This window comes from Microbacterium sp. NPDC087665 (genome assembly GCF_044743285.1).
In the GTDB taxonomy this organism is placed as follows: Bacteria; Actinomycetota; Actinomycetes; order Actinomycetales; family Microbacteriaceae; genus Microbacterium.
In genome coordinates, this window is sequence record NZ_JBIUWD010000001.1 from 644,972 (window position 1) to 669,325 (window position 24,354).

Sequence of the window (24,354 nt, forward strand, 5' to 3'; positions counted from 1 at the left end):
GCACGCCGGGAACGCGGGTATGCTCCGACGGTGACGATCACCGAGCAGTTCGCGGCGCAGGTACGCGCCGCCATCGTTCAGACGCCCTTCGTCGTGACGCCCATCGAGCGAGGATTCGTCGTCGAGTTCAATCTGCACGACGACCGGTGGTGGCTGTTCCTGCAGCACCACAACATCTCGGCGACCATGCGGTACACGGTGACCGTCGACGAGCAGCGCCGACGCTTCCGCATCAACGACACCCTGAAGCGCATCCGTTGGCGTTCCGGGCTTGCGAACGGAGGCCTCACGGCGTCATTCGGCGCCAGCATCCAATCCGGCCGCGTGATCTACCGCAACGTGCTCATCACCGGGACGGGACCCGACGGCGGATTCGTGGAGTACTCGCCCGAGCGCGAGCGGGCGCGCATCAAGCAGATCGGCATCGACCTCGGGCTCAAGCCCGGGATGGGCACGCACGCCCTCATCGGCCTCTGGGGCGCCGTGGGGGCCGTTCCGGCCGTCGCGATCGTGGGCGGCATCGTCTGGGGAATCGTCGCCCTGCTCAACCGCTGACGCCCACCCGCTAGCTGTAGATGCGGGCGGCCGCGACCTGCGCGTCGAGCAACGGCAGGGTGCGCGAACGCTCGGGTGCCGGGCGGATGCCGAGGACTCCGGCGAGCTTGGCGGCCAGCGCGGCATGGCCGGCGGCATTGGGGTGGAAGGGATCGCCCATGAGACCCCAGGGGATGCCGCCGGCGCCGAGCTCGGTGAAGCGGGCCAGCTGATCGACGAGGATCACGTCTTCGCTCGCGGCGACCGCGCGCACGGCATCCGCGAATTCCGCCACGCGTGCCCGCTCGGGGGCATTGACGGAGTCGATCGGCGGCGTCGTCTGCAGCACCGGCACGGCGCCGAGTGCGCGCACCCGCGCCACGAACTCGCGCAGCGAGGCGGCGTGGTCTTCGGGGGAGATCACCTCGCGCGGCCCACCCGTCGACATGTCGTTCGTGCCGATCATCAGGGTCACGACGTCGGGGGTCCACGACGAGACGCGGCGCTCCCAGTCGTCGAGGATGTCGACGAGCCGGTGCCCGCTGATCGCGGAGTTGATGACGATGTCGCGCGTGCGCTCGAGCTCGCCGCGGATCATCTCGTGCAGATGCTCGGCGTAGCTGCGGCCGCCCTGCGTGAAGACCAGACCGTGGGTGATCGAGTCGCCCGTGATGACCCAGTTCAGGGGCTCATCGGCCACGAGGGCGCCGGCCAGGCGACGGAGATCGGAAGCGGCGGATGCGGGGGATTCGGTGTTCGGCACGGATTCGACCCTATCGCCGGGCAGCCGATTTCCGTGTGGAAAAGCAGGCCGTCAAAAAGGCCTTGAAAATAAAGCCGAATTTATCTATGTTTGTTCGATGGCACCACGTTGGGAGGGATCCGCTGCGAAGCACGGCGTGCCGAGAGGTGACATCATCTATGCGATCCTTCATGCCGCCTACGCCGCGGAACTCGAGGAACGGCCTGAATCCGGACGGATCATGCTGTTCATCGGCCCACCGCATGCGCAGACGGAGCGAGAGGTCGAAGTGCTCGTGCACGAGCATCCCACCACTGGCCGCGAAGCCGTGATCTTCCACGCGATGCCGTTGGGACCGAAGTTCCGCACTTACCGAGAGGAGCACTCCGATGTCTGAGAAAGACGTGGACTACGAGGCGTTGGCTGCCCGATTGACCGACGCCGTTGCGCCGTCGGCCGAGCCGGCGCAAGCGCTCGTGGGAGATGAGGCCGCAGCGCGCGGACGCGAACTCCTTCTGCGGGAGTACGGCTCCGAGAGTGCGTTGGAAGACGCGATGCGCCGGGGCCGCCCGACCGTCGGCTCGGCCAAGAGTGGAGCATCGCCGGTCGTGCGCGGCGCCATCCCCGTGGTCGAGTACGAGGCCCTTCGAAGCCTCATGCAGTCGAGCGGCCTCCGCGAGGCGCAACTGGTGCGCCGGGCGATCCACGAGCTTCTCGTCGCCGAGAAGCTCGTGAGCTGACCGACGCTCAGAGCCACCGCTTGTACTTGAACACCCCGAACAGGCCCACCGCGAACGCGGCCATCGCCCCGAGCGCGATCGGGTAGCCGAACGCCCAGTGCAGCTCGGGCATCACATCGAAGTTCATGCCGTAGACCGTGCCGACCAGCGTCGGGGCGAAGATGATCGCCGCCCACGACGAGATCTTCTTGATCTCGTCGTTCTGCGCGATGCTCGTGTCGGTCTGCCGTCGGGCGACGAGGGCCGAGTGCACGGTCAGCGCGTTCTCGAGGATCGCCCGGAACGAATCGACCCGCTCGTTCACCCGGATCGTGTGGTCGAGCACGTCACGCAGCGACCGCTGCAGCTCTTCGTCGATGCGGTACTTGTCGGATCCACGGCGCAGCCACTGCAGCATCCCGGTGAGCGGATGCACCGCCCGCTGGAAGTTGATGACCTCGCGCGAAAGCTCGTAGATGCGCCGCGAGAGGGCGTCGTCGTCGCTGTCGCCGAACAGCTGGTCCTCGATCTCGTCGATGTCGTTCTCGAGCCCGGCCACGATCGGCTCGTACTCGTCGACCACCTCGTCGAGGATCGCGTAGAGCACCGCCTCCGGCCCCATCGCGAGCAGCTCGGGGTGCGCCTCCATGCGCAGCCGCACGGCCGCGAGGTTGGGCGACTCGGCATGCCGGATCGTCACGACGAAGTCGGGGCCGATGAACAGGTGCAGTTCGCCGAACTCGACTGACTCCTGCTCGTCGCGGTACCGAGCCGGTCGCAGCACGGCGAACAGGGTGTCGCCGTAGCGCTCGACCTTCGACCGCTGGTGGCCCGAGAGCGCGTCTTCGACGGCGAGCGGATGCAGGTCGAACTCGCGCGCGACCGACGTCACCTCCTGCGGACTCGGCCGGTACAGGCCGATCCACGCGATGCCGCCGTGGGTATCCAGCGCGCGGTAGGTTTCGTCGAGGTTCTGGGGGGTCTCGACGCGTCGTCCTTCGACGTACACGCCGTTGTCGATGAGGGCCATGGTGGGGCTTCGTTCTCGCAGGCGCACGCCGACCGGGGTCGGGTGCGCAGAATCGTCAGGGTGCGGATGACGCCGCCTGAGGCTGCGGAGAAGGACGTGCGAACGCGGAGCGGATGCTCAACGCGCGAGCGCAGGGAGTCGCGACGCAGTCGAGGCGGCGCCGCTACTATCGTCGGACATCGCCATCACCGCCTTTCGGGACTCTCGTGCACGTGCCGGGCCGATCGACCCAAAGGGACAGCTTACTCCTCGGAGCTGAGCGGCTTCGACCCGCTTCGCGTGGCGGGAGTGTCCGTCATCATTCGGGAGGAGATCGGCGCTCGGGAGGGGGATTCGGGGGATTCCTCCTCCGCAGTGCGGATCTCCTCCCGAATGACGGGCACAGCATCAAGACTGCGGCCCTTCGACGAACTCAGGGACCCCGCGGGTTACAGCGCGACGACCTCGCCACCGCGCGCCGCAGAGGCCTGGGCAGCTTTGGCGATCTCGACGGTGCGGATGCCGACACCGGCGTCGGGTTGAGGCTGGCGCCCTTCGCGCAGGGCGGCCACGAATTCCTCGAGCAGCAGTGTGTCGAGGTCGGCGCCGATCGGGTCCCACGTCTCGCCGTGCGCATCGTGTCCGGCGACGCCCTTCGCGAAGGGGCTGACGGTGACGGTGCCGCGTTCGGCGACGACCTGCAGGGTGAGGCCGCCCCAGGTCGCCGAGCTCATCGGCCAGCTCCACGAGCAGTCGATCGTGGCGATGACGCCGCTCGGGTACTGGATGGTGACGAGTCCGCCGGTCTCGACGGCGAGTTCGCGCTGCGCGTGCAGGATGCCGTTCGACACGGCGCGCACCGACACGGCGCGTTCGCCGAGCAGCTCGTCGAGCAGGTCGGCGCAGTGCACCACATGGTCGACGAGCGCCCCGCCGCCGGCGAGGTCGGGGTCGGTGAACCAGGCGCGGTCCTGGGGCAGCTTGCCGTTGTTGATGCCGGTGACGCCCAGCACCCGGCCGAGGCGTCCGCTGCGCAGTTCGGCGATCGCGTCGCGCACGGCCGGGGCGAAGCGCACCGGGTAGGCGACCATCAGGATGACACCGGCGTCGTCGCAGGCCGCGCGCATCGCCTCGGCATCTGCCACGGTCGTCGCCAGCGGCTTCTCGCACAGCACGTGCACCCCCGCGGCGGCGGCGCGCTCGACGAGGGCGCGGTGGCGCGAGTTCTCGGCGGCGACCACGACGGCGTCGGGCTTCCAGGCGAACGCCTCGTCGTAGGTGTCGACGTAGGCGACGCCGAGTTCGGCGGCCAGTTCTGCACCGCGAGGCGCGTCGTCGGGGGCGGACGCCCCGTCGGGGTCGGTGGCGATCAGTTCGACGCCGGGCATCGCCGACAGCGCGTGCACGTAGCTGAGGGCGTGCGTGTGGGCGAACGAGAGAACGGCGATGCGCAGCGGGGTGGCGGCGGCGAGCGGGGTGGTCATCGGGTGGCCTCCTCGGCGAGTGCGGAATCCAGGGCGACCGGGGCACCGGCGGCGATCGACGCGTACGCCGCCTCGGCGACGGCGACAGCGCGGATGCCGTCGGCCGGGGTGACCCGCGCGTCGCGCCCGTCGCGCAGGGCGGCCACGAAGTCGGCGATCTCGGCGTAGTAGGGGCTCTCCTGCGGCGACATGGGCGGCAGGTAGTCGGTGCCGGCGCTGTCGGCGACGGCATCCGTGCGCAGCGTGTGGTCTTCGGCGCTGTCGTAGCGCAGGCGTCCTTCGGAGCCGGCCACCTCGACGCTGGTGCGGAAGGGCATGCCCGGTGCGACCCAGCTGCCGTGGATGTGGCTGATCACGCCGTTCGCGTGGGTGAGCACGATGTGCGAGGTGACCGGGGCGGGCACGCGGTCGTCGACCGTGGGCGGGTTCTGCACCGCGAACACCGAGGTGACGGCGCCAGCGAACCAGATCGCCTGGTCGATGTCGTGGATCATCAGGTCGCGGATCAGCCCGCCACCGGTGCTCTCCGAGAAGAACCACGGGGTCTGCGGGGCGGCGCCGGCCCTGCTGAAGCGCTGCACCGCGAGGGTGCCGATGCGTCCGGCGTCGATGCCCGTCTTGATGTTCTGGTACTCGCCCATGTAGCGCACGACGTGCGCGGGGAAGAGTCGCACGCCCGCCGCCGCGGCGGCCTCGGCCACCTGGGCTGCGGCATCCGACGTCGCCGCCAGCGGCTTCTCGCAGATGACATCGCGACCGGCCGCGATGGCGCGCAGCGCGAAGTCGGCGTGGGTGCTGCTGGGCGTGACGATGTCGACGATGTCGACGAGACCGATGAGGGTGTCGACGTCGGCGACGAGCTCGAAGCCGTAGTCGTCGGCGATCTCCTCGGCGCCCGCCAGAGAGGTGACGTACCCGGTCGCGCCGAGGGCGCGCCAGGCGTCGGCGTGCACGCGGGAGATTCCGCCGGCTCCGATGAGTCCGACCTTCAACGTGCTCACTGCTTCTCCTCGGGGGTGGGGGATGCCGGCTCATGCGGCAGCGGGGTGATGGGCGGTGCCGGCATGTCTTCGATGCCGTAGACGTCGGCGGCGTGCCGTTGGAACGCGTGCACGACCGCACCGTGCGCGGCGGCTTCGGCGCCGAGCCGCGCCTCGGCGAGCGGCACCTGGAAGGGGAGTCCGAGGTGGCGGGGCAGGGCCGCGCGCAGCGGGTCGAGCAGCTGCTCGTGCGCCGCCGAGAGGCCGCCGCCGATCACGATCATGGCCGGGTCGACGGTCATCGTCAGGGTCGCGATGCCGTGGGCGAGCTCGTCGATGAAGGCATCCAACTCGTCTTGCGCGTCGCTGTCGCCGGCCCGGGCCGCGGCGAACACCTCGGCGGCGGTGCCGGCGGTGCGCCACGAGATCTGGCCCGTCTCGGTGTTGAGCCCGCGGAAGGCGAGGCGGCCGATGTCGCCGGCGGCGTTGTGGATGCCGCGACGCGGCCGTCCGCCGAGGATGAGGCCCATCGCGATGCGGTTGCCGACCGAGAGGTAGATCACGTCGTCGACGAGTTGCGCGACCCCGAGGTGGTGCTCGGCGACCGCGGCCAGCCGCACGCCGTTGTCGACCGCCACCGGGCATCCGAACGCCTGGCGCAACTGCGATCCGATGTCGATGCCCGACCACTCGGGAATCACGACCGACAGTGTCACCCGCCCGGAGTCGTCGACGATGCCGGGAAGCGAGACGCCGATCGCGCGCACCTTGGAAGAGGGGAGGGATGCTCCGGCGAGCGTCTGACGTACGTCATCGATCACGGCCGAGAGTTTGGCGGCGCCGTCGGCGTGCGCTTCGACCCCGGGGAAGCTGCGCTGCACGATGACGCGCCCGGCGAGGTCGGCGAGGATCACGCGCACGCTCGCGACACCGATGTCGACGCCGACGACCGTTCCCGCCGCGGCGTGGAAGGAGTACTGGCGGGCCGGTCGGCCGGCCCCGCTGCCGCTCTGCACGGGGGCGTCGATGATCAGGGCCGAGTCGCTCAACACGGTGACCGCGTTCTCGACCGAGGTGCGGGAGATCTCGAGCGAACGGGAGAGTTCGTTCACGGTGGCAGGTCCCGCGTCTCGCAGGTGCAGCGCCGATCGCGCGACGATCGACAGCGGGCTTGGCACGACCATGTGCGGTCCTTCCTTCTTCGACGTCGCGGGGTGCGATCAAAATAGCACACCGTATTTTCAAATCAAGATCTGCTGTTCTCGTGCGAGAAACACGGTTGTAACAACCACCTGGGAAGTTGTGCTTGACGAATTATCCCACAGGAGTGTCATAATGAAACCGTACTCAGCACGGTATAAGCAAAGGAGCACCATGCGCGTCAGCAAGTTCACCGGCGTCGCCGCGGGCGTCGCGGCCATCGCTCTGTTGGCCGGATGTTCGGCCGGCGGAGAAAACACCGCAGAGGGAGAGCAGGACATCACCGTCTGGCTCTACCCCGTCATCGCCGACGAGGCGGTGCACAAGGACTTCTGGGACTCGACGATCGCCGAGTTCGAGAAGGAGAACGAGGGGATCAACGTCAAATACGAGATCTTCCCGTGGGCGAACCGCGACGAGTCCCTGCAGACGGCGATCGCCGCCGGCAAGGGCCCCGATGTCGTCTACCTGATCCCCGACCAGCTCGCGGCGTACCAGTCGTCGATCGCACCGCTCAACGACCTGCTCAGCGAGCAGCGCCAGAGCGACCTGCTCCCGAACGTCAAGACGTCGGTCACGATCGGCGGCGACATCCTGGGTGCCCCCATCCTCACCAGCGCCCAGCCCCTCATCTGCAACGCCGCGGCGTTCGAGGCCGCCGGCGTCACCGAGTACCCCGAGACGTGGGAAGACATCGTCGACATCGCGCCGAAGTTCACCGCGGCCGACATGTACGTGCTCAACTACCCGGCATCCGCCGAGAACACCCTCAACCTCACCTTCTACCCGTTGCTGTGGCAGGCGGGCGGCGAGGTCTACAACGACAAGGGCGAGGTCGGCTTCGACAGCAAGGCCGGCGAAGAGGCACTGACCTTCATCACCGACCTGGCCGAGTCCGGTGCCCTCGACCCCGAGGCGCTCACCACCAACGTGCCGCTCGAGCAGACCGCGATCGCCCAGGGCAAGGTCGCCTGCACCTGGAACAACGGCGTGACCGAGGTCGCACCGTTCTGGGGCGAGGAGAACGTCAAGGTGCTCGCCCCGCTCACCGATAAGGAGTCGGTCGCCTACGGCACCGTCGGTTCGCTCTCGGTGCTCAAGGGATCGAAGGCGAAGGATGCCGCGGCGAAGTTCGCCGAGTTCGCCACGAGCGCCGACATCGTCGAGCCGTACCTGACGGCCGCCGGCTACTTCTCGGCGCTCAGCACCACCGAGCCGCTGTACGCCGACGACCCGCTGCTCGGCGAGGTCGAGAAGTACGTGCCCGACACGACCGTGGGTGAGCTGAGCGCGAGCTCGCGTGCGCTCATGGGCGTGCTCGCGCCCGAGATCCAGGCGGCGCTGCTGGCCCAGAAGTCTCCGGCCGACGCGCTCAAGGATGCGGCGACCGCTGCCGCACCCCTGATCAAGTAGTGACCCCGGGGCGCGCGGCCACCCTCCGCGCGCCCCACCCTCCATCTCCCCCACGTGAGGTTTCGACTGATGACCACGGCAACCACGGCGAAGCGGCCCGCAGGTCGGGTGACGCGCGTGCTCGCACGACGCGAAGCCCGGGTGGCGTTCTTCTTCGTGCTCCCCGCCTTCCTCCTCTTCATCGCCTTCCGCTTCGGCCCCAGCATCGCCGGCGTCGCGCTGAGCTTCTTCGACTACGACATCTCGGGTGAGATCGCATGGCGGGGCCTCGACCACTTCCAGCGTCTGATCGCCGATCCGCTGTTCTGGCGGGCGATGGGCACGACGCTCATCTACACGCTCTTCGCGGTGCCGATCTCGCTCGTGCTCTCGACGGTCATGGCCCTCGGCGTGCGTCGCGCGTTCCGCGGGGCACGGTTCTTCCGCTCGATCTTCTTCCTCCCGGTCATCACCTCGCTGGTGCTCGCCGGCTCGATCTTCGTATGGATCTTCTCCAGCAACGGCCCGTGGTCGACGCTGATGGCGCCGCTCGGACTCGGCGGCTCGTGGCTCGGCAGCACGATCCTGGTCATCCCCGCGATCGTCGTCGTCGGTGTCTGGTCGCGCTTCGGCTACGGGATGATGATCATCATCGCCGCTCTGCAGGATGTGCCGCGCGAACTCGAAGAGGCCGCCCTCGTCGATGGGGCGAACGGCTGGCAGCGCTTCCGGTGGATCATCCTGCCGTACCTGCGCCCCACGTTCTTCTTCCTCGCGGTGATCGAGACGACCGCCGCCTTCCAGGTCTTCGACGTCATCTACGTGATGACACAGGGCGGGCCGGCGAATGCCAGCTACTCGCTCGTCTACCTGCTGTACGACCAGGGCTTCCGCTACTTCGACTACGGCTACGCGGCCGCGGTCGGTGTGGCCCTGTTCATCATGACCCTCGTGGTCGCCCTCATCCAGCGCGTCGTGATCGGAAAGCAGAAATGACCGCCCTGATCCAGCCGCCCACGCAGACTCCGGTGTCGGCTGCGCCGAAGAAGCGCTCGTCGAAGAGAAACCGCTCGTTCCGGGCGCTGGAGCCGACCCGCGGGGGAATCGTCATCCGCTGGATCTGGCTGAGTCTCGCCGGCATCCTGAGCTTCTTCCCGTTCTACGCGATGGTCGTGCTGAGCCTGAAGCCCGGCCTGGTGGTCGAGCTGCCCGGCTCGCTGCTGCCGTGGAAGGACATCTCGTTCGAGGCGTACGAGCAGGTGCTCGGCGGCCAGAACATCCTCGGATGGCTCGGCAACACGCTCATCTACTCGCTCGTATCGGTCGTGGCGGTGCTGTTCCTCTCGGCGCTCGCCGGATACGCCTTCGCGAAGAAGCGTTTCCGTGGCAAGGAGGTGATGTTCTGGTCGTTCCTGGCGATGGTCATGGTGCCGTTCCACGTCACCCTCATCCCCACGTTCATCCTGATGGCGAACCTCGGCGGCATCGACACCTACTGGGGTCTGATCCTGCCGACGCTCGCGAACGCGCAGGCCGTGTTCCTCATGCGCCAGTTCATCCAGGGTCTGCCCGACGAGCTGTTCGAGGCCGCGCGCATCGACGGTGCGGGCGAGTTCCGCATCTTCCTGCGCATCGTGCTGCCGCTGTGCAAGCCGATCCTCGCCACCCTCGGCATCTTCGTCTTCCTGTGGCACTGGAACGACTTCCTCTGGCCGCTCATCATCGCCAAATCGAACTCGATGTTCACACTCACCGTCGGCATCTCGTCGCTGCAGCAGCAGAACGTTCCGCTGAGCACCATGCTCGCCGGATCCGTCGTCGCACTCCTGCCGATCTTCCTCGCGTACCTGATCGCTCAGCGCTACGTGCAAGAGGGCGTCACCGGCACGGGTATCAAGGGCTGAGAAGAAGGGAAAGCACCACATGACTCAGCACGCATTCGCCTCCGAAGCAGAACTCGAGGAGGCACTGGCGACGCCCAGTGCCGCCCTGATCGACGACCTCGCCGGCGGTTCCGGCGACCTCGTGATCCTCGGCGCCGGCGGCAAGATGGGCCCGACGATGGCGATGCTCGCCCGCCGCGGCATGGACGCCGCCGGCCGGCAGAGCGACGCGGTCTATGCCGTCTCGCGCTTCGGCGACGCCGCGATCCGCGCACGCCTCGAGAGCGCGGGCGTGAAGGTCGTCTCGTTCGACCTGATCGAGAACGACGACTTCTCGTCGCTTCCGGATGCCCCGAACGTCGTGTTCATGGTGGGCGCGAAGTTCGGTGCCGCGACCAACGCCTCGTGGGCGTGGGAGGTCAACGCGGCGCTCCCCGACCGCGTCGCCCGCCGCTACCGCGACAGCGCCATCTCGGTGCTCTCCACCGGCAACGTGTACCCGTTCGTGCCGGCGTCGTCGGGCGGAGCATCCGAAGAACTGGCCCCCGCTCCGATCGGCGAGTACGCGCAGTCGTGCCTCGGGCGCGAGCGCGTGTTCGAGTTCGGTGCGCAGGAGCGCGGCACGAAGGTCGCGATCATCCGCCTCAACTACGCGGTCGACCTGCGGTACGGCGTGCTCGCCGACATCGGCAGCGCCGTCAACGCCGGCGAGCCCGTGTCGGTCGCCACGGCCAACGTCAACGTCATCTGGCAGGGCTACGCCAACGAGGTCGTGCTGCGCAGCCTGTCGCACGCGTCGACGACACCGTTCTCGATCAACCTCACCGGCCCCGAACTGCTGAGCGTCGAGTCGATCGCCCGCCGCTTCGGCACCCTGTTCGACCGCGAGGTCACGCTCGTCGACGAGCCGCAGCCCACCGCGCTGCTCAGCGACGCCCGCCGCTGCATGGCCCTGTTCGGCTACCCCTCGGTCTCGGCCGAGACGCTCATCGGCATGCAGGCCGACTGGATCGCCGCCGGACTGCCCATGATCGCGAAGCCGACCAAGTGGGCCGTGCGGGACGGGAAGTTCTGATGCCGGTACCCACCCTGCGCCCGGAAGCCGCGGCGACCCTCGCCCGCGGTGCCGTGATCCCCGCGCATCCGCTCGCCCTCACCGCCGACCGCACGCTCGACGAGCGTCGTCAGCGCGCGCTCACCCGCTACTACCTCGACGCCGGGGCCGGCGGTGTCGCCGTGGGCGTGCACACGACCCAGTTCGAGATCCGCGACCCCGAGCACGCGCTGTTCGAGCCCGTGCTCGCGCTCGCCGCGGAGGAGATTGATGCTCGGGGCGATGCGAGTCTCGTGCGCATCGCGGGTGTCGCCGGTGGCACCGCGCAGGCGGTCGCCGAGGCCGAACTCGCCCGATCGCTCGGCTACGACGCCGTGCTCGTGAGCCCGCTCGTGGCCGGGGCCGATGAGAGGGCGCTGCTCGACCGCGCCCGCGCCGTCGGAGAGGTGCTCCCCGTGGTGGGGTTCTACCTGCAGACGGCGATCGGCGGGCCCGTGCTCGACCGCGACTTCTGGCGCGAGTTCGCGGCGATCCCGGCCGTCGTGGCCATCAAGGCCGCCCCCTTCGACCGCTATCGCACCCTCGAACTGGTGCGCGGAGTTGCGGCATCCGGTCGCGCCGACGAGATCGCGCTCTACACCGGCAACGACGATGCGATCGTCGCCGACCTGCTCTCGGAGTTCCACGTCGATTCGCCCGCGGGCCCCCGCACGCTGCGGTTCGTCGGCGGGCTGCTCGGGCAGTGGGCGGTCGGCACGCGCGCGGCCGTCGCGATGCTCGACCGCGCGCAGCGGGCGATGGCCGGCGATGCTGCGGCCTACCGCGAACTGGGTCTCGTCGCCTCGGACATGGTCGACGTGAATCAGGCCGTGTTCGACCCGGGCAACGACTTCCACGGCGTGATCGCGGGCGTGCACGAGATGCTGCGCCAGCAGGGTCTGCTCGAGGGCACCTGGTGCCTCGACCCTGCCGAGGGCCTCTCGCCCGGGCAGGCCGACGAGATCGAGCGGGTGCGGCACGCGTATCCCGACCTCAACGATGATGCGTTCATCGCCGAGCACCGGGAGTCGTGGTTGCGATGAGCGCCCTGCCCGTCGTCGTCGCCGTGGTGCCCGAGGCGCTGTTCGCCGAGTTCTTCTCGGCCGACGACGCGGCTCGTCTCGCCGACGCTGCCGCCCGGTTGGGCGGGTCGTTCGTGCGGGTGGATGCTCTGGCGGATGCTGCGCCCGACGAGGTGCGCGTCGTCATCACGAGCTGGGGCATCGGCCCCTTCGACGCGGCGGTGCTCGCTCGTCTGCCGAAGCTCGCCCTGGTCGCGCACACCGGCGCCTCGGTCAAGGCGTTCGCCACCGAGGAGCTCTTCGACTGCGGCGTTCTCGTCACCCAGGCGGGCGCCGGCATGGCCCGCTCCGTCGCCGAGGTGTCGCTGACGTTCACCCTCGCCCTGCTGCACCGCGTGCCCGAGATGCACAACGGGCTGCGCGCCGGAGGCTGGTACGACGCCGGCGTCGGGGCGCAGCACGAGATCCTCGACGCGCCGATCGCGGTCATCGGCGCCTCCCGCACCGGACGGGCCTACCTCGAACTCGTGCAGGCGCTGGGTGCGCGGGCACTGCTCGTCGATCCGACGCTCGATCGGGCCGCGGCATCCGCCCTGGGTGCCGAACTCGTCACCCTCGACGACGCGCTCACCCGGGCGCGCATCGTCGCGGTGCACGCACCGACCCTGCCCGAGACGCACCATCTGATCGGCCGACGCGAACTCGCCCTGATGCCCGACGGTGCGGGGCTGGTGAACACCGCCCGCTCGTGGCTCGTCGACGAGAACGCCCTGATCGACGAGGTGCGCACTGGCCGGCTCAGCGCCGCGATCGACGTGTTCGATGAAGAGCCGTTCGGGGCAGAGCATCCGCTGCGATCACTGCCCGGTGTGCTGCTCACTCCGCATCGCGCGGCCGGCACCACCGAAGGCCGCCTGCGACAGGGGCGCATCGTGGCCGACGAGATCGACGACTTCGCCGCGGGCCGACCGCTCGCACATGCCATCGATCGCGCACACCTGGCGTCGATGGCCTGACACGAAGACCTCTGGGGGATCTGGGGATTTCCGGATGCTGCGTGCCGGCCATCGGGCCGCACGCCTGACCGCGGCACAGCTGCCGCAAGGAGGCACGACATGACCATCACGCACGACGAAGACAACACGACGGCCGGGCTGCGCAGCAGGCGCATGCTGCTCGCCGGATTCGGCGCCGCGGCGCTCGGCGGCGTGGCCGCAGTGGCGGTGCAGACGCCCGCGCAAGCCGCGGGCCCCGCCGTTCCGATGAGCTCGTCGAGCTCGAAGAACGTCGGCAACGCCGGCCTCGCAACCGACCTGCCCTCGCTCAAGGGCAAGGCGGGCGACCTGGTGCGCACCACCGGGTACGCGACGCCGGGTGACGGGGGCCACGGCCTCTACCGGTTCGTGAAGAAGAACGCGCCGGCCGTCAACGGCGGCACCGTCATCGCCGCCCGCAAAGAGGGCGTCTGGGGACTGGTGCACGACGGCGTCGTCGACTTCCGGAAGTTCGGAATCATGGACGCGACGGTCAACGCCGATGACGCGCTCGACGCGATGGTGAACGATGCGAGCATCCACCGCATCGAAGCGCACAGCGACCTCAACTTCGTGCGCCGCCACATCTTCTCGCGCTCGACCATCGCGTTCGACTTCGGCGGACACCTCATGACGACCGTCGGCATCGAGAACGCCGGCAAGGACGACCCCTTCGCGGCGGTCATGTTCTTCCGCGGTGAAGTGACGGATGCCGTGCACGAGGCGCGCCTGAACGAAGCCGTGCCCGACCTCGGCGACATCTTCCCCGTGGCCGACTCGTCGTTCTTCGCGGTGGGCGACTGGTACGCCGCCGAGGTCAACGCGCTCACCGGTCGCTGGGAGCGCGAACTGCAGCGGCTCGTGCAGGTGACGCAGATCGTCGACGGCACGCACATCCGTGTCAACTACAAGAACGGCTGGCCGCTCGCGGCCGACCGCACGATGACGTGGCGCCGGGTGGTTCCGGTGCAGGACGTGACGGTCTCGAACCTGAAGTTCCTCGGCACCGGCACCGACGAGTACACCGGCTCGCACCCGCTGGCCTTCGAGTACGCGGTGCGCTGCGACGTCGACCACATCGACGGCACCGGCACGTTCTGGCCGCTCATCCAGCGCCGGTGGAACACCTACTACTCGACCGTCAGCTGCACCCTCAAGAACCCGACATCGGTCACCTGGGGCGGCGCCGGGTACCTCACGCAGCAGATCTACTGCCTCTACGGGTACGTCGCCAACTGCCACACGGCCAACGCGCGCCACCTCAACGACTTCACCGCGAGCGCGTACTGCCTCGTCGAGAACTGCCACGGCGACGGAGACGACCAGGGGCCGTTCGTCACCCACGGGCAGTACGAGCACGACCTCACCTACACCGGCAACTCGGGACTCATGACGTTCGCGAACTCCGGTGCGGCCTGGGGGTCGGCGGCCAAGCGCATCACGGTGCGCAAGCACGTGTGCTCGTGGTTCGTCGCCCGCGTGCGCATCACCGACCTCACCCTCGAAGACGTGCAGGTCATCGGCAAGCCCTCGCTCGCCGGCTCCGGCATGCTGTGGATCAACGCCGACGGTGCGCAGCTGCGCGGGTGCACGGCATCCGACACGCTCATCATCACCCAGCAGTCGGATGCCTCGTCGCGCCCGAACCTCATCGAGGGGTCGCACTTCACCTTCGTGGCAGCGGGCGGCGAGCTCACGAGCGCCACGGTGACCACCCCGGTCACGGTCGTCGACACGGTGCTGAGCGGCGTTGGCGGGCTGAAGATCACCGGGCCGGGGCCAGTCACGTTCCGCGGATCGACGCTGACCGCGGCCGATGACGCCGCGCCGATGGTGTCGTCGTCTTCGCGGCTGCGGTTCGAGGGATCGACACTGCGCAATGCCCGCATCGCGGCCGCGCGCGGTGAGAAGCAGACGGTGGAGTTCGCCGGGTCCGACGTCACGACGGTCGGCGGCACGGGCATCGCCCGCACCGGCGCGGGCGAGCTGCACGTCACGCTGTCGGACAGCACGTTCCGGGGCGAGGGGTCGGCGACGCACGTGTCGATCAAGACCGGCGCCACCCACTACCGCGCGGTCGGCAACCGGTTCGAGGGCGGATCGCTGGAGCTCGCCGACGGTGCGTTCGGCACCTCGTCGACGCTGGTGCACACCGCGAACGTCGAGTCGGGCGTTACGCGCACGGCCTTCCCCGCCGAGGGCGACCGCGTCGTCGACACCGCGAACCTCGCGGTCTGAGGGGCGTCGCACGGTGCGGAGGAGACCTCGCGTTACTGAGGATCGGATGCGGCATCCGCTCCTCAGCTCCGTGTGTTCTCCTTCGCCGCGTGCGGGTGGGCACGGTGTCGGGAGGAGTTCTCGGCGTGGGGAGGAAAGATGGGGCGGATACTTCCGCCCAACGCGGAGTTCTCCGCCTGTCTCGCGCGGTTGCCCCGGCGGGCGGCGCGACTGGACCCTGGGGCGCGAGTGGGTCCCTGAGCTTGTCGAAGGGCCCCGCCCCGCGCGACTCCTACAGTCCGACGAGCTCGGCGCTCTTCTGCCACAGGGCCTCGGCGAGGGCGGCGTCGTCGACCTGGGGGTTGGTCTTCGAGCTCAGGGTGCGCTCGTCGTAGTAGGCGCCCGAGAACCAGGTCTCATCGGGCGTGCCTTCGATGAACCAGCGCAGGATCGCGCCGCCCTCATCGGTGCTCGTGAGCAGCAGTTTGCCGAGGAAGCTCCGGTACAGCACGCGCATGATGCTCGACGAGTCCGACGCGAAGTTGGTCTGCACGGTGCCGGGGTGGAAGGCGACGGCGCTCAGCCCGTCGGGGTGGAACTTCGTGTGCAGGCTCTTCGTGAAGAGCACGTTGGCGAGCTTCGCGTCGCCGTAGGCCTTGTTCGCGCTGTACTTCTTTCGGTTGTCGAGGTCGTCGACGTCGATGTGGCCGAAGAGGCGATGCCCGACGCTCGACGTGTTGATCACCGCGGCGTTCGACGCGAGCAGGGTCGGCAGCAGCAGGTTCGTGAGCAGGAACGGCGCGAGGTGATTGACCTGGATGGTCTTCTCGAAGCCGTCGACCGTCGGGGTCTGGTCGCCGAAGATGCCGCCGGCGTTGTTGGCCAGCACGTCGATGCCGTCGTCGCCGACGGCATCCGTCAGCTTCGCGGCGAGTTCTCGCACGTCGTCGAGGCGGGCGAAGTCGGCGGTGAAGTACTCCGCACCGGTGTCGGCGGCGACGGCCTTCGTCTTCTCGGGCGAGCGTCCCACCAGGATCAGCCGGTGGTCGGTCGGCGCGAGCTGTCGGGCGGCGGCTGCGCCGATGCCGTCGGATGCTCCGGTGAGGACGATCGTGCTCATGAGGCGTCGGTACTTTCGTCGGTGAGCGCGTCGGTGCTCGCGTCGGTCGGGGTGATGCGTTCCACGGCACGGGTGACGTGCTCGGCGATGACCGCGCGCGCCTTCTCGGGGTCGCCGCTGCCGATCGCATCGACGATCTCCTGGTGGCTGCGCACGTGCTGCTCCTGCTCGTCGACGTCGAGCGCGTCGTTCGCGGCGCGGATGAATCCCGCGATGCGCCCGCGCAGCTGCGCGCTGATCTCGTCGAGAAACCGGTGCTCGGCGAGGTCGGCGAGCGTCTCGTGGAACAGCCGGTCCTGGCGCAGCACCTCGTCGATGTCTCCGGGGGCGGCCTGGGCCATCGCGTCGACGATCGCGCCGAGTCGCGCCGCGGCATCCGCATTCCAGCGTTCCTGCACGCGGATGGCCATGAACTGCTCGAGCACGATGCGCAGGCTCGAGATCTCTTCGAGGTCGGATGCCGTGAGCTGTGCGACCCGGGCGCCGCGGCGCGGTTCGCGCACGATCAGTCGTTCTTCGGCGAGGCGGGTGAGGGCTTCGCGCACGGGGATGTGGCTGACGCCGAGCCGGTCGGCCAGCTTGCGTTCGACGAGGCGTTCGCCGGGGGCGAGTTCACCCGAGTGGATCGCGGCACGCAACTCGTCGGTGACCTGCTCGGCGATGTTGTGGTCTGTCACGATGCGCATTCGGCTGCCCCTCCTCGCTGCGCGGGGCCGTCGGCCGCTGGTCGCGCATCCACCATTCGCTCGATGCTATGGCATTCGAAGGCGGACTGGACAAACGCTCACCGTTGCTAGATGCTATAGCAAACGTGATGGATGACGAAGGAGTTGTCGTGAGCAGTGTGCGAACCAGCAGTGAGACGCGGACGCCCGAACAGGTCGGGGCATCCGCCATGAAGAAGGCGATCTGGCGCCTCGGGCCTTTCCTGGGGTTGCTGTACCTCGTCGCCTACATGGACCGCAACAACGCCGGCTTCGCGAAGCTGGAGATGACCACGGCCCTGCAGATCACCGAGGCCGCCTTCGGATTCGCCGCCGGCATCTTCTTCATCGGCTACCTGCTCTTCGAGGTGCCCAGCAACCTGCTGCTCGAGAGGTTCGGCGCCCGCAAATGGATCGCCCGCATCATGATCTCGTGGGGCATCGTCGCCTCACTGACCGCCTTCGTGCAGGACGAGACCCAGTTCGCGATCGCCCGATTCATCCTCGGTGTGGCCGAGGCCGGCTTCTTCCCCGGTGTGCTCCTCTACCTGACGCTGTGGTTCCCCCGGCAGTACCGCACCCAGGTGATGGTCGTGTTCGTGCTGTCGAACCCCATCGCCAACGCGGTCGCCGCGCCGCTCTCGGGATGGATGCTCGAACTGCACGGGCTCTGGGGCCTCGACGGCTGGCAGCTGGTCTTCCTGCTGCAGGGTCTGCCCGCCGTGCTGCTCGCCTTCGTCGTCTTCTTCTGGCTGCCCGATCGTCCGCAGGATGCGCGCTGGCTCGACCGCACCGAGCAGAAGTGGATCACCGACACCCTCGCCGCCGAGACCCAGGCGATCGAGAAGCGGCACGGACGGCTGCGTCTGCGCGAGGTGTTCAGCAACGGCCGGCTCTGGACGCTGATCGTGCTCTTCTTCGGTGTCGTCTTCGGCGCCTACGGCCTGGGCATGTGGCTGCCGACGATCGTGAAGAGCATGGGCGACTTCTCGAACTCGACCACCGGTTGGCTCGTGGCGCTGCCCAACCTCTGCGCGGCTCTCGTGATGCTCCCGTGGGAGCGGGCGGCCCGCAAGCAGGGCAACATCCCGCTGCAGATCGGTATCACGCTCACGATCACCGCGCTCTCGCTGATCGCCGCCGTCGCCGCGCAGGGGACGCCGGTGGTCGCGCTCATCGCCCTGTGCGTGGGCATGTCGGCGCTCTTCTCGACGACGCCGCTGTTCTGGAGCCTCCCGCCGATGGTGCTCACCGGCACGGCGGCCGCCGCCGGGCTCGCCTTCATCAACTCGATCGGCAACCTCGCCGGATTCGCCGGCCCGTACGCGATCGGCTGGATCAGCCAGACGACCGGGTCCGCGATCTGGGGTCTGCTGCTCATCGCCGCCCTCACCCTGCTCGGGGCGACGATCGCCTTCGTGCTCAGTCGCCGCACCGACTTCACGGCTGCCCCCGAGATACAGGAGAAGGCATGACGACACCGACGATGACACCGACGCAGATCGGCGACAGCATCCGTGTGCCGCGCAGCGCCTTGCGGGTCGGGGTCGCCCGCCGCGACATCACGCCGCCCACCGGCATCCGCGCCAAGAACTGGGGCCCGGCCGACTGGGAGCGATCCGAGGGCGCGCACCGACCCTTCGAGCTCACCGCGCTCGCCCTGATCGGCGACGACCTGCGGCCCCGCGTGCTGCTCGCCGTCGACGGCACCTGGTGGCGCCGCGTCGCCGATGAGCAGGGCGTGCGCGGGGCGATCCTCGACGGTCTCGGGCTCGAGGCCGACCAGCTCATGCTGTCGCTCTCGCACACCCACGCGGGCGCTGTGCTCTGCGCCGCCGATGCGCATCTGCCGGGCGGAGAGTTGATCCCCGGGTACCTCGAGGCGCTGGCCGAGGCCGGTGTCGCCGCGGGGCGCGAAGCGCTCGCGGGCGCCGAACCGGGGCTGATCGAATGGACCTCCGGGCGCTGCACCCTCGCCGCCGACCGCGAACTCGACCTCGACGGCCGGGCGCTCGTCGGCTACAACCCGGCCGCGACCGCCGACGACACGGTCACGATCGGGCGCATCAGCGTCGACGGCGCGGTGCACGCCACGCTCGTGAACTACGCCTGCCATCCGACGACGCTCGCCTGGCAGAGCCGTGAGGTGTCGCCGGACTACGTCGGTGCGATGCGCGAGATCGTCGAGGGGGCGACGGATGCTCCCTGCCTGTTCGTGCAGGGGGCGTCGGGTGAGCTCGCCCCGCGCGAGCAGTACACGGGCGACGTGACGGTGGCGGATCGGCACGGGCGCTCGCTCGGTCACGCCGTGCTCGCGGCACTCGATGCGCTGCCCGTGCCGGGCGACGAGCTGACGCTCGACGGCGTCGTCGAGTCCGGGGCGCCGCTGGCGATCTGGGCGGGGAGGCCCTTCGTCTCGTCGCTGCGCTCCTCGCTCAGGGACCGGCGGCGAGATGCGGTCCCTGAGCGAGCGGAGCGAGATGAAGGGTCCACCACAGGCCTCGTCGCCTCCGTCGAACTCCCCCTGCGCGATCTGCCCACGCTCGACGAGCTCGCCGAGGAGTGGGCCGACATCGACGTGCGCTCCCGCGAGGAGCGCGTCGGACGTGCCCGCAACCTGCGCGACGGGTACATCGACGGCCCCACGGTCACGCACCCGGTGTGGGTGTGGCGGCTCGGCGATGCCGTGATCGTCGGGCACCCGGGCGAGGCGTACTCGCGGTTGCAGACGAGCCTGCGGGCCCGGTTCCTCGACACGCCGATCGTCGTCATGAACCTCACGAACGGCCCCGGCTTCGTGTACCTGCCCACCCGCGAGGCCTACGACCGAGGCGCGTACCAGGCCTGGCAGACGCCCCTCGCCCCGGGGGCGCTGGAGCTTCTGGAGCAGCACGCCGCCCGTCTCGTCGAGGCCGTGCTGACTCGGCCCGCATCGCCCACCACCCAAGGAGAGATATGACCCGCCCCGTCGCCATCGTCACCGGAGGATCAGCCGGAATCGGCTGGGAGATCGGCCAGCGTCTCGCCGCCGACGGCTACCTCGTCGTCGCCGCCGACCGCGTGCCCGGTCTCACCACCGCCGAGAACCCCGCCGGCATCGTCTGGCGCGAGCTCGACGTCACCGACCACGACGGCGTCGACCGGGTGTTCGGTGAGATCGAGGCCGAGCACGGCCCCATCGAGGTGCTCGTGAACAACGCGGGCATCCAGCGGCACCGCGGCATCGAAGACCTCAGCTGGAGCGAGTGGGCGGCCGTCGTCGACGTCAACCTGCACGGCGTCTTCTCGGCGCTGCAGGCGGCGGGCAAACGGATGCTCGAACGCGGCGACGGCCGCATCGTGAACATCTCGTCGATCTCGTCGCGCGGGTCTGCGGGGCGGGCGCCCTACGCCACGACCAAGGCGGCGGTGATCGGCCTCACCTCGACCGCGGGCGCCGAGTGGGCATCGCGCGGGGTGCGGGTCAACGCGGTCGCCCCCGGCTACGTCGACACCGGGGTGTTCCGCCAGGGTGTCGACGCGGGCACCCTCAGCCTCGACACGATCCTGTCGCGCATTCCGGCGAAGCGGCTGGCCGAGGCGAGCGAGATCGCCGCGGCGGTGAGCTTCTTGGTGTCCGATCAGTCGCGCTACATGAACGGGCAGACGCTCTACGTCGACGGCGGCTTCATGGTCGACTACGGCGTGCCCCTGGCGAAGAAGCCCGAATGACCGAGATCACGCGGATCGAGTCGGCGACGGCCGTGCTCCCGCTGCCGGCGCCCCTGCACCTGGGGGCGATGACGGTGACGCGGCGGGAGTACAGCGCGGTGCGGGCATCCGACGCCGACGGCGTCTCGGGCGTCGCGTACTGCCTGTCGCGCGAGGCGCCGATGGCCGAGATCGTCGATCGCCTGATCGCCGGCCACGCGATCGGGGCGGGTGCCGACGACCCCGCCGCCACCTGGGATCGGATGTTGCGCGGCAGCGCCATCGTCGGCCGGGTCGGTCTGGTGCGCCGGGCGATCGGCCTGGTCGACATCGCGCTGTGGGACATCGCGGCCCGCCGGGCCGGCGTGCCCCTGTGGCAGATGCTCGGCACCGGCGACGCCCCGCGCGACGCGATGCTCGTGGCCGCGTACCCCTCGGCGACGCGCACTCCGCGCGAGGTGGCCGACGAGGTGCTAGCCCAGGCGACCGGCTGGTCGCAGGTGAAGATCTCGCGCATGCCCGATGCGGCATACATGCGCGAACTGCTCGCGCTGCTCGGTGCCGAGCTGCCCGCGGAGACGGGTCTCGTGGTCGATGTGGGCTTCGGTTGGCGCGACGCCGACGAGGCTCTGGCCGAGATCGCGCAGTGGGGTGATCCGCAGCTGGCCTGGCTCGAAGACCCGCTGCTTCCCGAAGACACGGCGGGCTGTGCGCGCATCCGTCGCGAGAGCGGGCTGCGGGTGTCGGTCGGAGACGAGGTCGCCGACCCGGCCGTGCTGAAGGCTCTCGTCGAACACGAGGCCGTCGACGTGCTGCGCCTCGACGTCGTGGCGATCGGCGGGGTGACGCCCGCGCGCGAACTGATCGCCTGGGCATCCGATCGGGGTGTTCCGGTGTCGGGACACGTGTATCCCGAGGTCACGGCGCATCTCGGCATCGGCGTCGAGACCTTCGCGCGCGGCGCGAACCCCTATGACCCGGCGCCGTCGTTCATCGTCGGTGGGCCCGCCTTCGAGGGATCGGTGCGACCGGCGGATGCCCCGGGGCTCGGCTTCACGCTCGACCCGGGCGTCTTCCCCTTCGCGTCCGAGAGGAACTGACATGACCCGGAGTGCACGCAGCGTCGTGGTGACCGGCAGCGGCAAGGGCATCGGTCGCGCGGTCGCCGAACGACTGACCGCCGACGGCTGGATCGTCGTGGGTCTCGAACGCTCGCCCGGTTCGGGCACGATCGAGGCGGGGATCGTCGCCGACGTCGTGCTCGGTGACGCGTCGGATCGCGCGGTGCATCAGCGCGCAGCATCCGTCGCCCAGGGGCTCGCGCCGCTGGCCGGCTGGGTCAACAACGCGGGCATCACGCGTCGCACCCCGCTGCACGATCTCGATGAGGCGGTGGTGCGCGAGATCGTCGACATCAACGGATTCGGCTACATCTGGGGATGCTCCACCGCCGTCTCGGCCTTCATCGACCAGGGCGTCGCCGGCGCGATCGTCAACATCGGTTCGATCCACGGGCGGTCGGCGTTCATCGATCACGCCGCGTACGAGTTCACGAAGGGCGGCATCGACGCCCTCAGCCGCAGCGTGGCTGTGACATATGGCGGTCTCGGCATACGCGCGAACACGGTCGCGCCCGGCGGAGTGCGCACACCGCATCTCGACGCCCAGATCGCGGCATCCGCCGACCCCGTCGCCGCCGAGCGCGCCCTCGCCGAGGGACCGCCGATGGGGCGCATCGCCCAGGCCGGAGAGGTCGCTGCTGTGGTGGCGTTCCTGCTGTCGGATCAGGCGCCGTACCTCTCGGGGCAGTCGATCGCGGTCGACGGCGCGTGGACGGCCTCGTTCGGAGAGATCGCGGTCGACCCGGCGCTGCGCGAGCGCTTCGGGCGCTAACGTATGGTTTACGCATCGTCCTTTAAGAGCGATAATGGTGCGCATGACGACCGCAGTAAATGGATCTATCGCACCACGCCTTCCCGCGAAGGTGCGGCGCGCGAGCGTCGAGATCGGTGAGGACTTTGCGGCGTGGCGCAAGATCCTCGGGTTGACAGCTGAACAGGTCGCTGAGCGTGCAGGCATCTCGCGGGGGACACTGCGTCGACTCGAACACGGCGACCCATCCGTCGGCTTCCACGTCGTACTCCGGGTGGCCCGGGGGCTCGGCGTACTCGAGAAGCTCACGGAAGCGCTTGATCCTCTGAGTACGGATCTCGGCCGCGCCAGAGCTGATCTCATCAACAGGAAGCGTGTGCGATGACGCGCTTCGACGCTGTGGAGCTGCATGTAGACATCGGAGGCGAGACCGTCCTCGCCGGTCGAGCGCAGTTCAACCGCAGGCGCGGCGAGCTCTCGTCGACGATGTTCCAATACGAACCTGACTATTTCGCGCACGCGCTCGCCTATGAGGTGGATCCGAGGTTCGAGCTGTACAGCGGATCGCAGCAGGCGCCGGGGCTTCCTGGGGCTTTCTCCGACTGCGCGCCGGACCGTTGGGGCCGCAACCTCGTCCTGAAGCGGGAGCGAGCACTTGCACTTCAGGAGAAGCGCGCGCAGCGCTCGCTGGATGACGTCGACTACCTCGTCGGGGTCAGCGACGCCACGCGCCAGGGTGCTCTTCGATTCCGCCGGGATGAACAGTCCCCGTTCCTGGATCCGGATCACGATGTACCGAAGATGTTCCGTCTCGCAGAACTCATGCGCGCGTCCGAGGCCGCTGCTCGCGATGATGGGGATCAGGGTCTCGCGGCGGTGAAACTGCTCCTCGATGCGGGAACCGGCTCTCTCGGAGGCGCGCGCCCCAAGGCAGCGGTGCGGGGCGACGACGGTGAACTGCTCATCGCGAAGTTCTCCCACCCCGAAGACGCCTGGGATGTCATGGCGTGGGAGGCTACCGCGCTTGATCTCGCGAAAGCCGCGGGTGTGGCCGTGCCCACGTACCGGCTGGCTCCTCTTGACGGCCGCAACGTGCTGCTGCTCAATCGGTTCGATCGGACCTCTGGCGGCGAGCGGATCGGATATATGAGTGCCATGACTGTGTTGGAGCGGGTTGACGGTGCCGGGGGCGACTACATCGAGATCGCCGAGGCGATCGAGGAGAAGGGTGGTCGGGTCAAAGACGACCTTGCCGAGCTCTTTCGGCGCGCTGTGGTGAGTGTCGGACTGCACAACACTGACGACCACCTCCGCAATCATGGCTTCGTACACGACGAGAGCGGTTGGGCTCTCAGCCCCGCCTTCGACATCAACCCCGAGCCGGACCCGAAAGCGCGCCAGACCGCGATCGCCGGCGCGAGCACCCTCGGCGATGAGAGCGACGGGCTGGAGGAACTCGCACGCGCGTGTCGCCTGAGCGCCCCCGCGGCCAGGGAGGAACGCGAGCGGATCGCCGGAGTCCTCGACGGGTGGCGAGACGCCGCACAAGCGAATGGTGTTCGAGGATCGGAGATCGTACGATTCGCCCACGCGTTCGAGAGTGGCATTACGACACTCAGGAGCTGAGGGAGAGCATCCGCAAGGACCATGGCACTCCGT

24 protein-coding genes are annotated in these 24,354 nt (G+C 69.1%); 17 read left to right on the forward strand and 7 right to left on the reverse strand.

Going from position 1 to position 24,354, the window contains the following annotated elements:
* Nucleotides 1-30 precede the first annotated feature (30 nt).
* Nucleotides 31-555 (forward strand): hypothetical protein, encoded by a 525-nt coding sequence (locus tag ACIOSY_RS03100; protein WP_400848807.1) that lies wholly within the window; start codon nucleotides 31-33, stop codon nucleotides 553-555.
* Between the two features lie 10 nt (nucleotides 556-565).
* On the opposite strand, the gene ACIOSY_RS03105 is transcribed toward ACIOSY_RS03100, so the two are convergent.
* On the reverse strand, nucleotides 566-1,297 hold the full coding sequence (locus ACIOSY_RS03105; protein WP_400848810.1) for an SGNH/GDSL hydrolase family protein: 732 nt from the start codon (nucleotides 1,295-1,297) through the stop codon (nucleotides 566-568).
* Here ACIOSY_RS03105 and ACIOSY_RS03110 point away from each other — a divergent pair.
* On the forward strand, nucleotides 1,287-1,673 hold the full coding sequence (locus ACIOSY_RS03110) for a hypothetical protein (RefSeq protein WP_400848813.1): 387 nt from the start codon (nucleotides 1,287-1,289) through the stop codon (nucleotides 1,671-1,673). The genes ACIOSY_RS03105 and ACIOSY_RS03110 overlap by 11 nt on opposite strands.
* Nucleotides 1,666-2,016 carry a hypothetical protein gene (locus tag ACIOSY_RS03115; protein WP_400848816.1) on the forward strand — a complete coding sequence of 117 codons (351 nt, stop codon included), beginning with the start codon at nucleotides 1,666-1,668 and terminating at the stop codon, nucleotides 2,014-2,016. The genes ACIOSY_RS03110 and ACIOSY_RS03115 overlap by 8 nt, the downstream gene beginning before the upstream one ends.
* 7 nt (nucleotides 2,017-2,023) lie before the next feature.
* Here ACIOSY_RS03115 and ACIOSY_RS03120 read toward each other — a convergent pair whose 3' ends face one another.
* The 4 genes from ACIOSY_RS03120 to ACIOSY_RS03135 form a co-directional block, all read right to left on the reverse strand.
* A complete protein-coding gene (locus tag ACIOSY_RS03120) occupies nucleotides 2,024-3,025 on the reverse strand; it encodes a magnesium and cobalt transport protein CorA (RefSeq protein ID WP_400848819.1) in 1,002 nt (333 codons plus the stop codon).
* A gap of 428 nt (nucleotides 3,026-3,453) precedes the next feature.
* Entirely contained in the window at nucleotides 3,454-4,488 is a 1,035-nt protein-coding gene (locus ACIOSY_RS03125; RefSeq protein WP_400848822.1) for a Gfo/Idh/MocA family protein, read from the reverse strand.
* The gene (locus ACIOSY_RS03130; protein ID WP_400848825.1) at nucleotides 4,485-5,489 is read right to left on the reverse strand and encodes a Gfo/Idh/MocA family protein; all 1,005 of its coding nucleotides are present in this window, start codon (nucleotides 5,487-5,489) and stop codon (nucleotides 4,485-4,487) included. Before ACIOSY_RS03130 ends, ACIOSY_RS03125 begins: the two co-directional genes overlap by 4 nt.
* Nucleotides 5,486-6,652, reverse strand: a complete 1,167-nt coding sequence (locus ACIOSY_RS03135) for an ROK family protein (RefSeq protein ID WP_400848828.1) — start codon at nucleotides 6,650-6,652, stop codon at nucleotides 5,486-5,488. Before ACIOSY_RS03135 ends, ACIOSY_RS03130 begins: the two co-directional genes overlap by 4 nt.
* A gap of 190 nt (nucleotides 6,653-6,842) precedes the next feature.
* Between ACIOSY_RS03135 and ACIOSY_RS03140 the strand changes: the two genes are divergently transcribed.
* The 7 genes from ACIOSY_RS03140 to ACIOSY_RS03170 all read left to right on the forward strand — a co-directional run bounded on the left by ACIOSY_RS03140 (nucleotide 6,843) and on the right by ACIOSY_RS03170 (nucleotide 15,330).
* Complete coding sequence (locus ACIOSY_RS03140) at nucleotides 6,843-8,081, forward strand: ABC transporter substrate-binding protein (protein WP_400848831.1); 1,239 nt, start codon at nucleotides 6,843-6,845, stop codon at nucleotides 8,079-8,081.
* Nucleotides 8,082-8,150: 69 nt separating this feature from the next.
* Nucleotides 8,151-9,056 (forward strand): carbohydrate ABC transporter permease, encoded by a 906-nt coding sequence (locus tag ACIOSY_RS03145; RefSeq protein ID WP_400848834.1) that lies wholly within the window; start codon nucleotides 8,151-8,153, stop codon nucleotides 9,054-9,056.
* The gene (locus tag ACIOSY_RS03150; RefSeq protein WP_400848837.1) at nucleotides 9,053-9,964 is read left to right on the forward strand and encodes a carbohydrate ABC transporter permease; all 912 of its coding nucleotides are present in this window, start codon (nucleotides 9,053-9,055) and stop codon (nucleotides 9,962-9,964) included. The genes ACIOSY_RS03145 and ACIOSY_RS03150 overlap by 4 nt, the downstream gene beginning before the upstream one ends.
* Before the next feature lie 19 nt (nucleotides 9,965-9,983).
* Nucleotides 9,984-11,018: an NAD-dependent epimerase/dehydratase family protein gene (locus tag ACIOSY_RS03155; protein WP_400848839.1), complete on the forward strand. Its 1,035-nt coding sequence runs from the start codon at nucleotides 9,984-9,986 to the stop codon at nucleotides 11,016-11,018.
* Complete coding sequence (locus ACIOSY_RS03160) at nucleotides 11,018-12,079, forward strand: dihydrodipicolinate synthase family protein (protein ID WP_400848842.1); 1,062 nt, start codon at nucleotides 11,018-11,020, stop codon at nucleotides 12,077-12,079. The genes ACIOSY_RS03155 and ACIOSY_RS03160 overlap by 1 nt, the downstream gene beginning before the upstream one ends.
* A complete protein-coding gene (locus ACIOSY_RS03165) occupies nucleotides 12,076-13,074 on the forward strand; it encodes a hydroxyacid dehydrogenase (protein WP_400848845.1) in 999 nt (332 codons plus the stop codon). Before ACIOSY_RS03160 ends, ACIOSY_RS03165 begins: the two co-directional genes overlap by 4 nt.
* 99 nt (nucleotides 13,075-13,173) lie before the next feature.
* Nucleotides 13,174-15,330 carry a peptidase C14 gene (locus ACIOSY_RS03170; RefSeq protein ID WP_400848847.1) on the forward strand — a complete coding sequence of 719 codons (2,157 nt, stop codon included), beginning with the start codon at nucleotides 13,174-13,176 and terminating at the stop codon, nucleotides 15,328-15,330.
* A 271-nt stretch (nucleotides 15,331-15,601) separates the two neighbouring features.
* Here ACIOSY_RS03170 and ACIOSY_RS03175 read toward each other — a convergent pair whose 3' ends face one another.
* Entirely contained in the window at nucleotides 15,602-16,429 is an 828-nt protein-coding gene (locus tag ACIOSY_RS03175) for an SDR family NAD(P)-dependent oxidoreductase (RefSeq protein WP_400848850.1), read from the reverse strand.
* Nucleotides 16,426-17,115 (reverse strand): GntR family transcriptional regulator, encoded by a 690-nt coding sequence (locus tag ACIOSY_RS03180; RefSeq protein ID WP_400848853.1) that lies wholly within the window; start codon nucleotides 17,113-17,115, stop codon nucleotides 16,426-16,428. Before ACIOSY_RS03180 ends, ACIOSY_RS03175 begins: the two co-directional genes overlap by 4 nt.
* A 149-nt stretch (nucleotides 17,116-17,264) precedes the next feature.
* Between ACIOSY_RS03180 and ACIOSY_RS03185 the strand changes: the two genes are divergently transcribed.
* Genes ACIOSY_RS03185 through ACIOSY_RS03215 form a run of 7 tightly spaced genes read left to right on the forward strand, consistent with a single transcriptional unit; the run spans nucleotide 17,265 to nucleotide 24,321 of the window.
* Complete coding sequence (locus ACIOSY_RS03185; RefSeq protein ID WP_400848856.1) at nucleotides 17,265-18,608, forward strand: MFS transporter; 1,344 nt, start codon at nucleotides 17,265-17,267, stop codon at nucleotides 18,606-18,608.
* On the forward strand, nucleotides 18,605-20,092 hold the full coding sequence (locus ACIOSY_RS03190; protein ID WP_400848859.1) for a hypothetical protein: 1,488 nt from the start codon (nucleotides 18,605-18,607) through the stop codon (nucleotides 20,090-20,092). Before ACIOSY_RS03185 ends, ACIOSY_RS03190 begins: the two co-directional genes overlap by 4 nt.
* Entirely contained in the window at nucleotides 20,089-20,844 is a 756-nt protein-coding gene (locus tag ACIOSY_RS03195; protein ID WP_400848862.1) for an SDR family NAD(P)-dependent oxidoreductase, read from the forward strand. Before ACIOSY_RS03190 ends, ACIOSY_RS03195 begins: the two co-directional genes overlap by 4 nt.
* The gene (locus ACIOSY_RS03200; RefSeq protein WP_400848865.1) at nucleotides 20,841-21,923 is read left to right on the forward strand and encodes an enolase C-terminal domain-like protein; all 1,083 of its coding nucleotides are present in this window, start codon (nucleotides 20,841-20,843) and stop codon (nucleotides 21,921-21,923) included. The genes ACIOSY_RS03195 and ACIOSY_RS03200 overlap by 4 nt, the downstream gene beginning before the upstream one ends.
* A gap of 1 nt (nucleotide 21,924) precedes the next feature.
* Entirely contained in the window at nucleotides 21,925-22,716 is a 792-nt protein-coding gene (locus tag ACIOSY_RS03205) for an SDR family NAD(P)-dependent oxidoreductase (RefSeq protein ID WP_400848868.1), read from the forward strand.
* Nucleotides 22,717-22,759: 43 nt separating this feature from the next.
* Nucleotides 22,760-23,080, forward strand: a complete 321-nt coding sequence (locus ACIOSY_RS03210; RefSeq protein WP_400848871.1) for a helix-turn-helix domain-containing protein — start codon at nucleotides 22,760-22,762, stop codon at nucleotides 23,078-23,080.
* Nucleotides 23,077-24,321: a type II toxin-antitoxin system HipA family toxin gene (locus ACIOSY_RS03215; protein WP_400848874.1), complete on the forward strand. Its 1,245-nt coding sequence runs from the start codon at nucleotides 23,077-23,079 to the stop codon at nucleotides 24,319-24,321. The genes ACIOSY_RS03210 and ACIOSY_RS03215 overlap by 4 nt, the downstream gene beginning before the upstream one ends.
* Nucleotides 24,322-24,354: the final 33 nt, after the last annotated feature.

Coding starts and splice junctions, on each gene's coding strand:
- ACIOSY_RS03115 (WP_400848816.1), top strand. CDS start 1,666: ATGTCTGAGAAAGACGTGGACTACGAGGCGTTGGCTGCCCGATTGACC.
- ACIOSY_RS03120 (WP_400848819.1), bottom strand. CDS start 3,025: ATGGCCCTCATCGACAACGGCGTGTACGTCGAAGGACGACGCGTCGAG.
- ACIOSY_RS03125 (WP_400848822.1), bottom strand. CDS start 4,488: ATGACCACCCCGCTCGCCGCCGCCACCCCGCTGCGCATCGCCGTTCTC.
- ACIOSY_RS03135 (WP_400848828.1), bottom strand. CDS start 6,652: ATGGTCGTGCCAAGCCCGCTGTCGATCGTCGCGCGATCGGCGCTGCAC.
- ACIOSY_RS03140 (WP_400848831.1), top strand. CDS start 6,843: ATGCGCGTCAGCAAGTTCACCGGCGTCGCCGCGGGCGTCGCGGCCATC.
- ACIOSY_RS03145 (WP_400848834.1), top strand. CDS start 8,151: ATGACCACGGCAACCACGGCGAAGCGGCCCGCAGGTCGGGTGACGCGC.
- ACIOSY_RS03150 (WP_400848837.1), top strand. CDS start 9,053: ATGACCGCCCTGATCCAGCCGCCCACGCAGACTCCGGTGTCGGCTGCG.
- ACIOSY_RS03155 (WP_400848839.1), top strand. CDS start 9,984: ATGACTCAGCACGCATTCGCCTCCGAAGCAGAACTCGAGGAGGCACTG.
- ACIOSY_RS03160 (WP_400848842.1), top strand. CDS start 11,018: ATGCCGGTACCCACCCTGCGCCCGGAAGCCGCGGCGACCCTCGCCCGC.
- ACIOSY_RS03165 (WP_400848845.1), top strand. CDS start 12,076: ATGAGCGCCCTGCCCGTCGTCGTCGCCGTGGTGCCCGAGGCGCTGTTC.
- ACIOSY_RS03170 (WP_400848847.1), top strand. CDS start 13,174: ATGACCATCACGCACGACGAAGACAACACGACGGCCGGGCTGCGCAGC.
- ACIOSY_RS03175 (WP_400848850.1), bottom strand. CDS start 16,429: ATGAGCACGATCGTCCTCACCGGAGCATCCGACGGCATCGGCGCAGCC.
- ACIOSY_RS03180 (WP_400848853.1), bottom strand. CDS start 17,115: ATGCGCATCGTGACAGACCACAACATCGCCGAGCAGGTCACCGACGAG.
- ACIOSY_RS03190 (WP_400848859.1), top strand. CDS start 18,605: ATGACGACACCGACGATGACACCGACGCAGATCGGCGACAGCATCCGT.
- ACIOSY_RS03195 (WP_400848862.1), top strand. CDS start 20,089: ATGACCCGCCCCGTCGCCATCGTCACCGGAGGATCAGCCGGAATCGGC.
- ACIOSY_RS03200 (WP_400848865.1), top strand. CDS start 20,841: ATGACCGAGATCACGCGGATCGAGTCGGCGACGGCCGTGCTCCCGCTG.
- ACIOSY_RS03205 (WP_400848868.1), top strand. CDS start 21,925: ATGACCCGGAGTGCACGCAGCGTCGTGGTGACCGGCAGCGGCAAGGGC.
- ACIOSY_RS03210 (WP_400848871.1), top strand. CDS start 22,760: ATGACGACCGCAGTAAATGGATCTATCGCACCACGCCTTCCCGCGAAG.
- ACIOSY_RS03215 (WP_400848874.1), top strand. CDS start 23,077: ATGACGCGCTTCGACGCTGTGGAGCTGCATGTAGACATCGGAGGCGAG.